This window comes from Pantoea sp. E956-1 (assembly GCF_982223955.1).
Map to the genome: position 1 here is coordinate 301,645 of NZ_CEUYZP010000003.1, position 15,250 is coordinate 316,894.

Sequence of the window (15,250 nt, forward strand, 5' to 3'; positions counted from 1 at the left end):
ATTAAGCTACTAAAGGTAAGTTACTATTGGTAGGTTAGCAAGTAGTGACGTCTGATCGATTCGCTGACCGCACTTACTGTTTAAACGAAGCCGTCGCCAGCAAGGGCTGCTCCAGCAGATGCTGATCGAACGTAAAGGGAAGATGCGTCAGGCTGGCGGAGGGGAAAGGGATCTGCTGCGCAATCTCTCTCACCCTGTCCGCTTAATCGCCGCCTGCCAGGCGCGCGGCGAGGTGAGGATGTGAATATGAGAGGCAAGCGGCCGGATAATTTCTCCCACCCCGGCCCGCAGCCCTGGCCGTTGCAGATAGCCTTGTGGCGACATCACGCGAAACAGGGTTGCTCCTTATCGACGATATGCCAGCGAGCGCACCAGCCGGTCGCCGAGTTTCTGAATCAGCATCACCAGCGCCAGCAGCACCACAATGGTTGCCGCCATGATTTGGTTATCGAAGCGCTGATAACCGTAGCGAATTGCCAGATCGCCCAGTCCGCCACCGCCAACCACACCCGCCATTGCTGAGAAACCAATCAGCATCACAATCGTCAGGGTAATGCCCGCCACCAGTGCGGGTAGCGCTTCCGGCAGCAGCACACGGCTGACGATATGCCACAGGGTACCGCCCATTGATACCACCGCTTCTATGCGGCCACGGTCGACCTCATCCAGCGCGTTCTCCACGATGCGGGCAAAAAAGGGAAATGCACCCAGCGTAATCGGCACAATGGCGGCCGTGCTACCCAGCGTGGTGCCGACCAGCAGACGGGTAAAGGGGATCAGCGCAATCAGCAGCACCACAAACGGCAAGGCGCGTCCGGTATTTACCAGCGTATTCAGCAGCAGTGAAATTACGCGATTGGGCAGAATGCCTTTTGGCCGGGTCAGAAACAGCAGCACGCCCACCGGCAGCCCTATCGCGACCGTGAAAAGGGCCGCCAGCAACACCATGTACAGTGTTTCGCCAGTGGCGTTCAGCAGCAGTTCCTGAAACCGCTCACTACTCATGCTACGCATCGGGTTAACGCCTCGCGCTGATATTTTTCGATAAATGCCCGGTCAGCTTCACCATCCTTCAGCAGCATTTTGCGCAGGCGTCCCTCTTCACGTCCCATGATCTGGCTCAGGCTGCCGCTCTCAACCAGCTGGCCATTCTCAAGCAGCGCCGCCCCGTCACAAATCCGCTTCACCACCGCCATTTCATGGGTGATTAATACCATGGTGATATTGAGCTGATGCTGAATATCGGACAGCAGATCGAGAATCGAGGTGGTGGTTTCGGGATCCAGCGCGCTGGTCGCCTCATCGCACAGCAGATAACGGGGTCGGGCGGCCAGCGCGCGGGCGATGCCGACGCGCTGTTTCTGTCCACCGGAGAGCTGCGACGGCCAGGCCGCCGCAAAGGAGGCCAGCCCCACCAGTTTCAGCAGTGCTGCGACCCGCTCGCGGCGTTCAGCTGCAGGAACACCGGCAATCTCCAGCGCCAGATCGACGTTGTCCTGCACGTTGCGCGAATGCAGCAGATTGAAGTGCTGGAAGATCATCCCCATCTGCTGCCGCTGCTGACGCAGTTGCGCCAGACTCATCGCGGCAAGATCCTGCCCGTCAATTTCAATCAGGCCGCTGGTGGGACTCTCCAGCCGATTGAGGCAGCGCAATAATGTACTTTTTCCCGCTCCGCTCCGGCCCAGGATGCCAAAGATAGTCCCCTCTTCGATGGTAAGTGAGATGTCGTCTAACGCTGGCGCAGATGCGCCAGGATACTGTTTGCTGAGATGACTGAGTTTAATCATGCTGCTGGTCCGCGACCGGAATCACTGAGCCCTGATAATTTTTACGGATAAACTCCGCTACCTGCGGCGAGCGCAAATCTTTCGCCAGCTGTAACACGCGGGGATCTTTCGCCAGTTCTGGCGTCGTTACCAGCAGGTTGGCGTAGGGATTATGTGCTGCAGACTCCAGTCCCAGCGCATCTTTCGCCGGGGTCAGACCTGCTTCCAGCGCGTAGTTGCCGTTGATAATTGCGGCATCCACATCATCCAGCGAGCGTGGCAGCTGCGGCGACTCAATCTCAACGATCTTAATTTTCTTCGGGTTTTCACTGATATCTTTCGGCGTCACCAGCGTCGAACCCGTTTCACCCTGCGCGTTGAGCTTGATCACCCCTTTGTCCTGCAGCAGCCAGAGTGCGCGGCTCAGGTTAGTGGTATTGTTCGGTACCGCAATGCTGGCCCCTTCAGGTAGCGCCGCTAAACTTTTCACCTTACGCGAATAGATACCCAGCGGCTCAATGTGCACACTGGCAACCACGGCAAAGGTTTTCCCCAGCGCTTTCTCCTGATCTTTTAAGTAGGGCAAATGCTGGAAGTAGTTGGCATCCACATCCCCGGCGGTCAGCAGCTCATTGGCATTCACGCCCCCGCTCAGCTCAACAATTTTGAGATCCAGTTTCGGGTCCAGGGTTTTGACATACTCCAGGATTTCCGCATGGGGCAGCGGATCGGCCGCTACGCGCAGCGGCGCGGCCTGTAAACTCTGGGCAATCAGCAGTGAAAGACCGGCCAGGGCCAGAAAGCGCTTTTTAATCATCATCATTTATCTCTTATCGTTATCAGTGGGTGTTGTGTTCAGGGTAGAAACGCTGGGCGACGTCCGGATGCGAACGCAGCCGGCCTTTAAGGTAGTTCCAGCCTACTTCGCGCAGCAGCGGGTTAAGCGGATCGCTGCCCGGTCCCTGTGCCAGTTCAGCCAGCTGAGGAGGCAGTTGATAGATCGGCACCACGGCGTCGAGTTGCGCGCCAAGGAAAAAGGCGATGGATAAGCGCTCGCTGCTCTGCGGTGGCGACACCACACGATGCACCGTCGCGCGCAGATAACCGTTGGTCGCCAGCTCCAGCAGCTCGCCAATGTTCACCACAAACGCGCCCGGCAATGGCGAGGCATCGATCCAGTTGTCCGGCGTCACTTCCACCTGTAAGCCCGCCTGATCGTCCTGCAGTAACATCGTCAGGAAACCTGAATCTTTGTGCGCGCCAACACCCTGGCGTGATTCGCCCTCCGTGCGGCCCGGATAACGGATCAGTTTGATATGTTCGTTGGGATAGTCGCCATAGAGGTTATCGAAGGCGTTGCGCGGCAGATTCAGTGCCCCGGCAAAAGCGCGCAGCAGCTCGAGCGCCACCGCTGTCATCTGCTGCTGCCAGCGGGTAACCACCGTTTGCAGTTCAGGTAAGGCTTCAGGCCACTGATTCGGCCCCTGCATCCGTTGCCAGGTGGGTGAATCGGCGGTAACGGGCAGCGCTTCCCGTTCCGCACCAATATCAAACTGCTCGCGATAGTCGGGCTGGCTGCGGGTTATTTCCACGCCCGCCAGGTTGTAGCCGCGAAAATGCGGCGAGTTAGCCATCGCCACCGCGGATTTATCCGCCTGCGGCAGGGCAAAAAATTTCCGCGCGACGTGCTGAACCTCATCTGATACTTCACGGTCGATGCCGTGATTGATTAAATAGAAGAAGCCGACATCACGCGCGGCCTGGCTTAATTTTTCCAGGACCTGTTGCTGCTGCTGTTGATTACCTGACAATAATGCGAAATCAATTACCGGCAATTCTGCTGTGGTTAACGCGCTCATGATTGACACTCTGTTGGCATGGAATCGCCTTACACTGCCATTTCATTTATGCGTTAACTACCAACTAATCCTGCTATGGATATGCGACGGATGGGAATATCCCACCATGCCGCGGGCTATAAACCCGCAGATTACTCTGCGCTCCAGACGACACGTTATGGCAGCAATAACACCGCAAACCGGGCAAAAAAGATCCCGCTAAACGGAGAGCAATAACCGCACGGTATTACCAAATGTTCATACTCGTAAGCAGGCGTGTATAAGTTAACCGTGCTGGTTTTGTCAGTAAATGCAGTTATTTCGGCTGAAAACTTGCAAAAACTTACAATCGTAGTCTAGAGTTTACCGGCTGCGGTTTCTGCCGCTTCACTTAAAAATTATTCGGCTTCTTATAGCTTTCATTTCCACGGTTTCTTCTGAACATTGTTTGCGGCTGCGAAAGCTATAAGACTCCTTCATTGATGCACCTGAGGAGAATATGGACACCAGAAACTCATCGTCTGAACACCCAAAGAAACATTTCTGGAACAGGAAGCCAAAAGAGCTGACTGTTGACGACATTACCGTAATCGACAACGACATGCTGAAGCGGGCAGTTGGCGCGGCTGCGTTAGGTAATGCGATGGAATGGTTCGACTTTGGCGTATACAGCTATCTCGCCGTGATCATCGGCAAAGTCTTCTTCCCGGATGCCAACAACGCGGTGCAGCTGATCGCCACCTTTGGTACGTTTGCGGCGGCCTTCCTGGTCCGTCCGATTGGCGGGCTGGTATTTGGCCCGCTGGGTGACCGCATCGGACGGCAGAAAGTGCTGGCGATGACGATGATCATGATGTCGATTGGTACGTTCTGTATCGGTCTGATCCCGGCTTACTCTTCAATAGGCATCATGGCACCGATTCTGCTGCTGGTGGCACGTCTGATTCAGGGCTTCTCAACCGGCGGTGAATATGGCGGCGCAGCGACCTTTATCGCGGAGTACTCTACCGATAAACGCCGTGGCTTTATGGGCAGCTTCCTGGAATTCGGCACCATCGGCGGTTATCTGATGGGTGCCAGCCTGGTCACGGTGATGACCACCGTCATGTCGAATGAGGCGATGATGTCGTGGGGCTGGCGCGTACCGTTCTTTATCGCGGCGCCGCTGGGCCTGTTTGGTCTCTATGTGCGACTGAAGCTGGAAGAGACTCCGGCCTTCCAGCAGCACATGGAAAAACAGGAAGCGCTGGAACAAAGCAAGCCGCGTCTGACGCTGATGCAGATGCTGAGCAAATACCGCGCACCGATGATGAAATGTATCGGTCTGGTGCTGCTGTTTAACGTCTCTAACTACATGCTGACCTCGTACATGCCGAGCTATCTGACCGGCGTACTGGGTCTGCCAGAGTTAAGTGGCCTGCTGCTGGTGATGGTGGCGATGTTCGTAATGATGCCGCTGACACTGCTGTGGGGTCGCTGGACTGACCGCATCGGTCGTCGTCCGGTGATTGCGTTTGGTGCGGTGGGTCTGATCCTGCTCGCCATCCCAAGCTTTATGCTGATCGGGTCCGGTAATATGTGGGCGGTATTTGGCGGCCTGATGATTCTGGGTGTACTGCACACCTGCTTCAGCGGCACTATGCCTTCCACACTGCCCGCGCTGTTTACTACCGATATCCGTTACAGTGCGCTGGCCATCGGCTTCAACCTGTCGGTTTCGCTGTTTGGGGGGACGACACCGCTGATTACCGCGTGGCTGGTGGATACCACTAAAAACAACATGATGCCGGCTTACTACATGATGGGCGCGGGCGTGATTGGCCTGCTCACTATCCTGACGGTACGTGAAACGGCCCGTCAACCGCTGACCGGTTCATCTCCTGCGGTGGCGACCAAAGCGGAAGCGCATCGCCTGATCGACAAGCTGCGTAAGCGGCACAAGCCATCAGCGACCGCCGCGAAATAACTGTTCTGACACCCTGCTCTGCAGGGTGTTTTTTTATCTGCCGTCCGATCTGTTTACCCAGCTGATTTAACTGCCCTGAAACGCGCGACTTTCGCCCGATTGCCACACAGCGCCATGCTGCACCAGCGGCGGCGATGCGCTTTGGTGCGATCGTAAAACCACAGTGTACAGGCGGGATGTTCGCAGCCACGGACTCTGCTGAAGTCCTCCTGCGCCAGCAACATCGCGGCCTGTTCCGCAACCTGTCCCAGCCGTTGCATCACGCTCTGGCCCGCATAAACCCGCCTGATTTTTAATCCGCCCGGCTCCCCGGTCATTTGCAGATGGCTGGTCGCTTCATCCAGCCAGGCGTTCAGCGTCTGAATATCAACGCCCTCTCCCGCTTTGTGCTGCTGCACGTTGTCACGAATGATCTGACGTAACTGACGCGCCGCCTGCAACAGCGCACCCGGTTCATACTGCGGAGCCGGGGCATCTGGTGCCAGTCCTGCCTGGTGTAGCCAGGCTTCAACATCCTGATCGGTTTGCCAGAAGTCGTGCGGCTGGCCTTCCACGATGGCCACTGTATTGATGAAATCCAGCGCCGGATGATCGGCCAGAAACCACGGCCCCTGGGCGGTGTGTGATTGCGCTTCCGCCATGATATTGCCTCCCTTGTTAACTCTGCTAATGCCACTGTAACCGACAGAAGACTATTTGAGTAGTTACACCGCACTTATTGTAACCATCAAAAATTGATTTGACAGGTTACATCCTGGCTGCATAATGACCCTGTGTAACCATATAAATACCATTTAACCAGTTACAGGAGTTCAGCATGCGTGATCAATCCATTTCGTACCGTTACCAGCAGGCCGATGGCGTCAATATTTTCTATCGCGAAGCAGGCGATCCTTCCCTGCCGGTACTGCTGCTGTTGCATGGCTTTCCCACCTCTTCACATCAGTTCCGCAATCTGATCCCGCTTCTGGCCGATAAATTTCATCTCATCGCACCCGATATGCCGGGATTTGGCTTCACTGAAGTGCCTGCTGAGCGCAACTATTCCTGGACCTTCGACGCGCTTGGCCAGACGCTGACCGCCTTTGTCGATGCGCTGGGGCTGGAACGTTATGCGATGTATGTTTTCGACTATGGCGCACCTGCCGGTCTGCGACTGGCGCTGGCTTACCCCGATCGTGTCAGCGGACTGATATCACAAAACGGTAACGCCTATCTGGAAGGATTAGGAGAGGCCTGGGCGCCGGTCCGCGCCTACTGGGACGATCCCAGCGAGGCAAATGGTCAGGTGATCCGTGACGCCATTCTGACGCCGGAAGGGGTGAAGTGGCAGTATCTGCATGGGGTGCGCGATCCGCAGCAGATCGCCCCGGAAACTTATACCCTGGATACCCTGCTGATGGAGCGCCCCGGCAATAAAGATATACAGCAGGCCCTGTTTCTGGATTACGCCAGTAACCTGAAACGTTATCCGGAATTTCAGGCGTTCTTTCGCCAGCAGCAGGTGCCAACGCTGGTGATCTGGGGCAGGCACGATCCGTTCTTTATTCCACCGGGCGCCGTGGCCTGGCAGCGCGATAATCCACAGGCGGTGGTCGAGATGCTGGATAGCGGTCACTTCGCGCTGGAGACCCACACCGATCACATTGCGTCGCGCATCCGCGAGATGTTTAGTGAAGACTGAGCCATAGCGCGCAGAGGCAGGCTATTCAGCACTGCCTCTGAAAACCTCCCGTTTATTCATTGCTGAAACGGCCGACCGTGCTGGCCGCGCCCAGCGCATGACCTTTCAGTTGGGTAACCAGTTCAGCCTGGGTTAATCCCGCTTTCAGCTGACCCACCGGCAAATCGGTGGCGATCAGCACAAAGTTATAGTGATGCAGACCACTGCCTGCAGGCGGACAAGGCCCGTAATAGTGCAGCGTCCCTGGGGTGTTTTTTCCGCCCGTATAGTCCTTGCCCTTTGTCAACGCCCCCTGCGCAAATGACGAGCGGCTGGCGGGAATGTTATAGGCCACCATGTGGGTAACGCCGAGCCCTTTGGCCCCGACCGGATCGGTCATCAGCAGAGCCAGACTGCGGGTGCCCGCCGGAATCGCAGACCAGTTCAATTCGGGAGAGACATTCTCACCGGTACAGGAAGGATTACTTTTATTGGCACCGGCAAACTTTTTATCCAGTAGCGCATTATCGCTGAAGTCCTGTGATTGCAGCGTAAACACCGACGCCGCCAGCGAGGTCATGGGCAGAACCGCCAGCACCGTTGCGCAGAGTAATTTTTTCACCAGCCACTCCTTATCAGATTAATCAAGAGATTATGTTCCGGATGGATTGCGTCACTGCCTGCTTACTATAACGGCTTTAACGCAATTGACCCGCCCGCATGGTTGTTTAGTGATCGCGGAACGGAAAATCTATGATCTCTGTCTCGCAGGCAAGGGCAGCTGACGCGTTGCCCTGTCGCCCATTACCCGATATAAGTTAACGCCTGCGGCTGAAATATCGCCTGAATCCCCGTCACTGTCATCGATAAGTGGACACTATGCAGATTGAAGATCTCCGGATTTACGTCGCCGTGATGCATGCAGGCAACTTTACAGCAGCCGCTGAGCATCTGATGTTATCGAAACAGTATGTCAGCCGCCGCATGGCTGCGCTGGAAGCATCATTAGGAGTACGACTGCTGATTCGCAATACCCGTAAGCTGTCTGTGACGGATGCAGGTTTACTGTTCGCGCAACATGCTCAGCGCATTCTGGATGAGATCCAGGAAGCGGAACGCGCAGTGTCAGAGCAGCAGCAGGCGCTGCGCGGCACCTTCCGTATCAATCTGCCGATGTCCTTTGGCATGAGCCACCTCTCTCCCCTGATTGCTGAATTTCTGAGCCACCATCCGTCATTGCAGTTTCATATTGAGCTGGCTGACCGCTATGCCGATGTGATTGGCGAAGGCGTTGATATGGCGATTCGCATCGGTACGCTGGCTGATTCCACGCTGATTGCCCGTCCGCTCGGCGAGCTGAAGCGGGTGATCTGCTGCAGCCCCCGCTATCTGGAAAGGGCAGGCACGCCGCAGCAGCCAGAAGCGTTGCTGCAACACGCCTGTCTGCGCTACGGACGTGAAGGTCAGAATGGCTGGGAACTGCAGGTCAATGGTAAACCGAAGTGGCTGGCGGTTCAGGGGCCGATGGTGAGTAACAATGGCGAGGTCCTGCGTGATGCCGCACTGGCAGGCTTAGGACTGGTATTGTTACCCGCCTTTATCGTTGAGACAGCCCTGCAACGCAGTGAGCTGGTGACCGTGCTGGACGACTTTCTGCCGCCCCCGCTTTCCCTGAATGCGGTTTACCCGCAGCACCGTCAGCGCAGCGAAGTAAACCGCCAGTTACTGGCCTTTCTCCAGGCGCGTTTAACGTCGTGACAACACTAAAGTTTTTTTAATGCCGCAAAGACTCTGGCGACAGCGACGGCACCCGGATCAGACACGCCGTTGAGGTTAGCACTGTTGAGATAGGAGGAGCGGCCCGCTTTTGCTTTCCCCATGCTGGCGGTTGCATCACTGCCCTGCTGTGCCGCATCAGCCGCCTCTGCCAGCGATTTACCCGCCACCAGCGCCTCGATCGCCGGTTGCAGCGCATCAATCAGCGTACGATCGCCCGGTTGTGCCCCGCCATACTGCTTCATCTTCTCCAGACCTTGTTGCAGAGCTTCTGGCAGCGCATCGCCTTCGGCCAGCTGCTGCGCAGCAGCGGTGAAAAAGATCGCCATCAGTACGCCGCTGGAGCCGCCCATCACCGTCGCCAGTCGCTCACCCGTCACCGCGAGCAGATCGGGCAAGACATTTAACGGCAGCTGATTATCGGCACATTCACGCTGGATCTGGCGCGCACCAGCAGCAAAGGTCGAACCGGTATCGCCATCACCGACCTGGGCATCCAGTTTGTTCAGCTCGTTTTCGCTGGCGATCAGCGTTTCACAGATGCTGTTAACAAACGCAGCGACTGTCGGGTTATCTGAGGGTTGCGCCGGATGCGCTGTTGCCTCTTTTGTCGCGTTAACCGGCTGCAGCGGCGCGATCTTAACCGCCTGAACCCAGCCGGTGACCTCAACCGGCGCGCAGATCGCCTCCTCGAACAACGGCGTCAGCGTCATGGAGGTGACGGAAAAGCCCTTCATGTCCAGCGCGGTCATTAGCGGAGCCGGGCCAATCAGATAATCACTGCCACGGCTTAGCGGCGACTCAATCAGGTCCCGCGTAACCAGACTCATCTCCAGCGCGGACATACCGCCAAGATTATTGACTAACAGCGCGCGTGGCTGGTCGTTGCCCGGCATCACTTTCTCCAGCAGATGCTGCACAATCTGCTGACTGTTTTGCGTCTGCATGACGTCAACGCCCGGTTCACCGTGAATCCCCAGCCCCATTTCAACGCTGCCGTCTGGCACCCGCTGGCCGGTCTGTTCATCCGGCAGATGGCAGCTTGAAAGCGCAACGCCCATGGTGGCGATAGCACGACTGGCTGCCTCTGCTGCCCCGGTCACCGCCGCCAGGTCATCGCCCCGTTCTGCGACGAAGCCCGCCACTTTATGCACCAGCAACGTGCCCGCTACGCCGCGTGGCTGAGGGTTATCGGGCAAGGCAACATCATCACCGACAATCACCATATTGACGCTGAATCCCGCTTTGCGCGCTTTTTCTGCCGCCAGACCGAAGTTGAGGCGATCCCCGGTGTAGTTTTTCACAATCAGCAGACATCCCGCCTCACCGGTAATATTGATGATGGCGTTGTACACCGCGTCAACGCTGGGAGAAGCAAAAACATCGCCACAGACGGCAGCCGTCAGCATCCCTTTGCCGATAAAGCCGACATGGGCCGGTTCATGGCCTGAACCGCCACCGGAAATCAGCGCAACCTGCTGTTTTTGCCAGTCATTACGCATCACGATGCGAATGCGCGGATCGACCTGCAACCGGACCAGATTGCGCCACGGGCTGGCGTAAATCATGCCATCTAACGCGCTGTCGACGAGATCATCCTTTTTATTCATTACGAATCGGGTCATGTCTTCTTTCCTCATAGGCATGCGGGTTTGCTGATGACCCAGTGTTACATACCACTGACGACAGAGAGAAATCCATCGACAGGTCTGTGGCCTGATTTCAGACATACCGCACGAAAACCAGCGGTCACAGGTACAGTGATTTTTACTAATTGATTGATTTTTATCAAATGTCTTTACCTGAAAGTGAGAGGTTCTGCGCAGAACATGAACCGGAGATCACGGATGGTAAAAATTCATTTGTTAACAGAGGATGTTTTAATGACCCAACGTATGATTCTCAATGAAACCGCCTGGTTTGGTGCTGGTGCTTTGCGCCATTTGCCGGAAGAGGTACAACGTCGCGGGATGCGAAAAGCATTGATCGTCACTGACAAAGCGCTGGTCGCGGCGGGTGCGCTGAAGCGGGTGACGGATCTGCTGGCGCAGCATCAGCTTGACTGGGCGGTGTATGATGAGGTGGTGCCGAATCCTACCATTCGGGTTGTGCAGCAGGGTGTTGCGGTATTCAGAGAGTCAGGTGCTGACTACCTGATCGCCATCGGCGGTGGCTCACCACAGGATACCAGCAAGGCGATCGGCATTATTATTAATAACCCTGAATTTGAAGATGTGCGCAGCCTGGAAGGCGTCAGCCCCACCCGCCATCCATGCGTGCCGATCATCGCCATCCCAACCACGGCAGGCACCGCCGCAGAAGTAACGATTAATTACGTCATTACCGATGAAGAGAATCGCCGTAAGTTTGTCTGTGTCGATCCCCATGACATTCCGAAAGTTGCAATCATTGATGCGGAGATGATGGCGAGCATGCCTGCTTCGCTGAAGGCTGCGACTGGTATTGATGCCTTAACCCATGCCATTGAAGGCTACATCACACGCGGTGCCTGGACCCTGACCGATATGCTGCACCTCAAAGCCATTGAGATTATCAGCCAGTCACTGCGCGAATCGGTGGCAGGAAATATTGAGGCGGTTGAGCAGATGGCGCTGGGACAATATGTGGCCGGTATGGGTTTCTCCAATGTCGGCCTTGGCCTGGTGCATGGCATGGCACACCCGCTGGGCGCCTTTTACAATGTCCCGCACGGCGTAGCGAACGCCATTCTGCTGCCGCAGGTAATGGCATGGAATGCCTCATGCACGGGCGATAAATATCGTGACATCGCCCGCGCCATGGGTGTGAAACAGGTCGATACGCTGTCACTGGACCAGGCGCGGGAAGCGGCGGTCGCGGCGGTACGTCAGCTCTGTCGCGATGTCGGTATTCCCCGCTCGCTGCGTGAAGTGGGCTTAAAAGAGGCGGATATTCCTGCACTGTCACAGGCGGCGCTGGATGATGTCTGTACCGGCGGCAACCCACGTACGCCGGACCTGGAGGACGTGATGGCGTTATACCGCCAGAGTTAAAGTGCATACACTGTAATGATGTACTGCCGATAACAGGCCCGTCCACGCTGGCGGGCTTTTTTCACGTCATGGCTACGGTTAATTCGGGAGCCTTCGCCAGAGGTTATTCAGACACGCTCGCGGTATCAGCAACGGTTTAGCCGCGTTTTTCCGGTCTGGTTTCAGCCTGAAATCGCCTGTTATTTCGTTGAGTGCCAGTGTGAGAATAAGCCGCCTTAATCCATAATTTCTTTAGATGCTAAACCCTGATCTACTTGATCTGGATCACAATAATCCGCATCATGCGCAGCGAAAACCTTAATGTCGCTGCGGAGATATCGATGACACTGTACCAGGGTATGCTCATTTTCTATGCCGTTGTTGCATTGGTCGCTACGCTGATCACGTTCTTCATCGCCAAAGATAAGCTGAGCATTAAACTACTGAGCGCCTTGTTGGTGGGTGCGACCTGGCCGATGAGTTTTCCTGTCGCGCTGATGTTTGCGCTGTTTTAATTGACATTATCCCCTCAGATACCACACTCAGGTAAGACGTCCCTGACCTGCAAACCGCTGATCACCGACGAGGCCTTGTTCATGATGGTTAATAAGGAGCGGATATGCGCGTGATCGGTGTGATGATTCTGGTTTCTCTTCTCAGTGCCTGTAGTGCCCCGTGGCACGCTGAGAAACCCGTTCCGGCGGCCGAAACCCGCCAGCAGATCTGCCAGCCAGGCTCCAATCCCAGCCAGAACGACTGCGGTCATTTCCCTGAACCTGAATTCCATTGATTGGTCACAAGGCGATCGCTGCTGCGAGATCTCAATTGCGCTATTTCATCGCATAACAAGGCTTTACACGCTGCTAACCGGTCAGTAAAGTAGCGCCCAGACATCAATTCTGATGCGTAAGCGTTAACGTCAACCAACGCCCCCGCAGCATTGCTGCATGTGATGATCCCTGCCATGATGCCTGTAAAAGACCCAGCTAAACCTCTCGCTGTGTATGCCAGCGCCACATTTTTTTTGTTCGTCCTGCTGCTGACCGCGGCGAACCTCCGAGCGCCGATTACTGTTGTCGGCCCGGTACTGCAGGATATCCGTCAGACCTTTGGCCTGAGTGTCGGTGAAGCGGGTCTGTTTAACTTTATTCCACTGATGCTCTTTGCGCTGCTCGCCCCGCTGGCCGCCTGGCTGGGAAATCGCGTCGGACTGGAGCGCAGTTTATGGGCCGCGCTGTGCCTGATCACGGCCGGTTCGCTGTTGCGCTGGCAGCCTGCTGAAGCGGCGTTGTGGAGTGGAACGCTGCTGCTTAGTGCAGGCATTGCCGCCGCCAATGTGCTGCTGCCGCCGCTGATAAAACGCGATTTCACCGCTCACACAGCTAAATATATTGGCCTTTATGCCGCCACCATGTCGATTACTGCCAGCCTGGCATCAGGTATTGCCGTTCCGCTGAGCCAGCTTTCATCGGCGGGCTGGCGGCTCTCACTGGTCGTCTGGGCGCTGCCGGGGCTGGTTGCGCTACTCGCCTGGCTGCCACTGTTACGTCAACGGCAGTCAACCATAGCGCCCGCTGACGCGCCCGTTGCCTGGCGCCATCCGTGGCGAACGGCAGGCGGCTGGCAAATCGCACTGTTTATGGCGCTGCAATCGCTGGCGTTTTATACCCTGATCGACTGGTTTACTGTGTTTGCCCAGGATAATGGCTTCAGTCAGGCCCATGCAGGCTGGCTGCTGTTCTGGTATCAGGCAATTGCGATCGTCGCTAACCTGGGCTGCATGGTGGCGCTGAAGCGGGTAAAAGATGCCCGGCTTACCGCGTTCATTGCTTCAACCGGTATTTTCCTCGGCATGCTGGGCTTATTGCTTAATCCTCAGTGGGCGGTCATCTGGCTGACACTGGCCGGGCTGGGCGCAGGCGCATCACTGGTACTCTGTCTCTCGCTGTTTAATCTGCGGGCCACTCATCACCGTCAGGCCTCACAATTGTCAGGCATGGCACAGTGTGTCGGATATGCGCTGGCGGCACTCGGCCCGCTGTTCTTCGGCGTGCTCCATGAGCAGAGCGGTCACTGGACCCTGCCCTTCAGCGTGCTGGCAATGCTGAGCCTGTTACAGATGCTGCTGGCTCCGCTGGCCGCACAGTCAAAAGCAATCAGTTGAAAATGCGGCGGAGCCGTTAACAATAAATGATTCGCCAGTCGCGGATGCATAGCATCGCGGGTCGCGGAAATCGACGGGAGAATGTGCGTGTCTGAACTGAATAATGCTCTGCTGCAGGAGATCCTGGATCAGGTGCGTCCGCTGATCCATCAGGGAAAGGTGGCTGACTATATCCCCGCACTGGCGGATGTGGCTGCCGATAATCTGGCGATTGCTGTTTGCCTGCGTGACGGCACCCTCTTTCAGGCGGGTGATGCTGAGATGCGCTTTTCCATTCAGTCGATCTCTAAGGCACTCTCTCTGACCGTAGCACTGACCCGCTATGAGGACAGCGAAATCTGGCAGCGAGTCGGCAAAGAACCTTCTGGCCAGCCATTTAATTCATTGGTTCAGCTGGAGCTGGAGCAGGGGAAGCCACGTAATCCGTTCATTAATGCCGGTGCGCTGGTGATTTGCGATCTGCTGGAAACCCGACTGACCGCGCCGCGTCAGCGAATGCTGGAAATTGTGCGCCAGTTGAGTCAGCAATCCGATATTAACTATGATCGCCACGTTGCCCGCTCTGAATTCGAACATTCGGCCCGCAATGCAGCGATCGCCTGGCTGATGAAGTCATTTGGTAATTTCGATAACGATGTCACCAGCGTGATGCAGACCTATTTCCACTACTGCTCCCTGTCGATGAACTGCGTTGAGCTGGCCCGCACATTTATCTATCTGGCGAATCAGGGCAAAACTTTGGATGGCAGCCAGATGATTACTCCACGTCAGGCGCGGCAGATTAACGCGCTGATGATCACCAGCGGCATGTACGACGGCGCTGGCGAATTCGCATGGCGAGTCGGAATGCCCGCAAAATCGGGCGTGGGTGGCGGGATTATTGCCATTATCCCAGGTGAGATGAGCATTGCCGTCTGGTCGCCTGGGCTGGACAGCGCAGGCAATTCGCTAGCGGGTACCGCAGTGCTGGAATTGCTGACCGAGAAGCTGGGGCGGTCGATATTCTGAGTCTGAGCGCGCGAGTCACAGGCTCGCCTTGATGAAATGCGATGGGATTCCCATG

15 protein-coding genes are annotated in these 15,250 nt (G+C 56.2%); 8 read left to right on the forward strand and 7 right to left on the reverse strand.

Translation table 11 applies throughout. From position 1 onward, the window contains the following. Positions 1–345: 345 nt before the first annotated feature. Genes AC0T7J_RS11955 through AC0T7J_RS11970 form a run of 4 tightly spaced genes read right to left on the reverse strand, consistent with a single transcriptional unit; the run spans position 346 to position 3,628 of the window. Positions 346–1,014: a methionine ABC transporter permease gene (locus tag AC0T7J_RS11955; RefSeq protein ID WP_473794405.1), complete on the reverse strand. Its 669-nt coding sequence runs from the start codon at positions 1,012–1,014 to the stop codon at positions 346–348. Beyond that, positions 1,002–1,790 carry a methionine ABC transporter ATP-binding protein gene (locus AC0T7J_RS11960; RefSeq protein ID WP_473794407.1) on the reverse strand — a complete coding sequence of 263 codons (789 nt, stop codon included), beginning with the start codon at positions 1,788–1,790 and terminating at the stop codon, positions 1,002–1,004. The genes AC0T7J_RS11955 and AC0T7J_RS11960 overlap by 13 nt, the downstream gene beginning before the upstream one ends. Beyond that, complete coding sequence (locus AC0T7J_RS11965; protein ID WP_473794596.1) at positions 1,783–2,586, reverse strand: MetQ/NlpA family ABC transporter substrate-binding protein; 804 nt, start codon at positions 2,584–2,586, stop codon at positions 1,783–1,785. The genes AC0T7J_RS11960 and AC0T7J_RS11965 overlap by 8 nt, the downstream gene beginning before the upstream one ends. Before the next feature lie 22 nt (positions 2,587–2,608). Then, positions 2,609–3,628, reverse strand: a complete 1,020-nt coding sequence (locus AC0T7J_RS11970; protein WP_473794409.1) for an isopenicillin N synthase family dioxygenase — start codon at positions 3,626–3,628, stop codon at positions 2,609–2,611. A 478-nt stretch (positions 3,629–4,106) separates the two neighbouring features. On the opposite strand from AC0T7J_RS11970, the gene proP reads away from it, so the two are divergent. Further along, positions 4,107–5,573 carry a glycine betaine/L-proline transporter ProP gene (gene proP, locus AC0T7J_RS11975; RefSeq protein ID WP_134161483.1) on the forward strand — a complete coding sequence of 489 codons (1,467 nt, stop codon included), beginning with the start codon at positions 4,107–4,109 and terminating at the stop codon, positions 5,571–5,573. Between the two features lie 53 nt (positions 5,574–5,626). On the opposite strand, the gene AC0T7J_RS11980 is transcribed toward proP, so the two are convergent. Further along, entirely contained in the window at positions 5,627–6,214 is a 588-nt protein-coding gene (locus AC0T7J_RS11980) for a CGNR zinc finger domain-containing protein (RefSeq protein ID WP_473794412.1), read from the reverse strand. Between the two features lie 176 nt (positions 6,215–6,390). Between AC0T7J_RS11980 and AC0T7J_RS11985 the strand changes: the two genes are divergently transcribed. After that, entirely contained in the window at positions 6,391–7,257 is an 867-nt protein-coding gene (locus tag AC0T7J_RS11985; protein WP_473794413.1) for an alpha/beta fold hydrolase, read from the forward strand. A 52-nt stretch (positions 7,258–7,309) separates the two neighbouring features. Here the strand turns inward: AC0T7J_RS11985 and AC0T7J_RS11990 are convergent, their stop codons facing one another. Continuing rightward, entirely contained in the window at positions 7,310–7,858 is a 549-nt protein-coding gene (locus AC0T7J_RS11990) for a YbhB/YbcL family Raf kinase inhibitor-like protein (RefSeq protein WP_473794415.1), read from the reverse strand. A gap of 257 nt (positions 7,859–8,115) precedes the next feature. Here AC0T7J_RS11990 and AC0T7J_RS11995 point away from each other — a divergent pair, with 257 nt between their 5' ends. Continuing rightward, positions 8,116–8,994: a LysR family transcriptional regulator gene (locus AC0T7J_RS11995; protein WP_473794417.1), complete on the forward strand. Its 879-nt coding sequence runs from the start codon at positions 8,116–8,118 to the stop codon at positions 8,992–8,994. A 5-nt stretch (positions 8,995–8,999) separates the two neighbouring features. On the opposite strand, the gene AC0T7J_RS12000 is transcribed toward AC0T7J_RS11995, so the two are convergent. Then, on the reverse strand, positions 9,000–10,637 hold the full coding sequence (locus AC0T7J_RS12000) for a dihydroxyacetone kinase subunit DhaK (RefSeq protein WP_473794419.1): 1,638 nt from the start codon (positions 10,635–10,637) through the stop codon (positions 9,000–9,002). A gap of 258 nt (positions 10,638–10,895) precedes the next feature. Between AC0T7J_RS12000 and fucO the strand changes: the two genes are divergently transcribed. From fucO to glsB, 5 genes are all read left to right on the forward strand, one after another. After that, positions 10,896–12,044: a lactaldehyde reductase gene (gene fucO, locus AC0T7J_RS12005; protein WP_473794421.1), complete on the forward strand. Its 1,149-nt coding sequence runs from the start codon at positions 10,896–10,898 to the stop codon at positions 12,042–12,044. A 320-nt stretch (positions 12,045–12,364) separates the two neighbouring features. Next, positions 12,365–12,538, forward strand: coding sequence for a GhoT/OrtT family toxin (locus tag AC0T7J_RS12010; RefSeq protein ID WP_089562311.1), 174 nt, complete (start codon positions 12,365–12,367; stop codon positions 12,536–12,538). Between the two features lie 104 nt (positions 12,539–12,642). Next, on the forward strand, positions 12,643–12,813 hold the full coding sequence (locus AC0T7J_RS12015; protein WP_473794423.1) for a hypothetical protein: 171 nt from the start codon (positions 12,643–12,645) through the stop codon (positions 12,811–12,813). Between the two features lie 174 nt (positions 12,814–12,987). Then, positions 12,988–14,187 (forward strand): CynX/NimT family MFS transporter, encoded by a 1,200-nt coding sequence (locus AC0T7J_RS12020; protein WP_473794424.1) that lies wholly within the window; start codon positions 12,988–12,990, stop codon positions 14,185–14,187. 81 nt (positions 14,188–14,268) lie between these two features. Further along, positions 14,269–15,195 carry a glutaminase B gene (glsB, locus tag AC0T7J_RS12025; RefSeq protein ID WP_473794426.1) on the forward strand — a complete coding sequence of 309 codons (927 nt, stop codon included), beginning with the start codon at positions 14,269–14,271 and terminating at the stop codon, positions 15,193–15,195. The last annotated feature ends 55 nt before the right edge of the window (positions 15,196–15,250 follow it).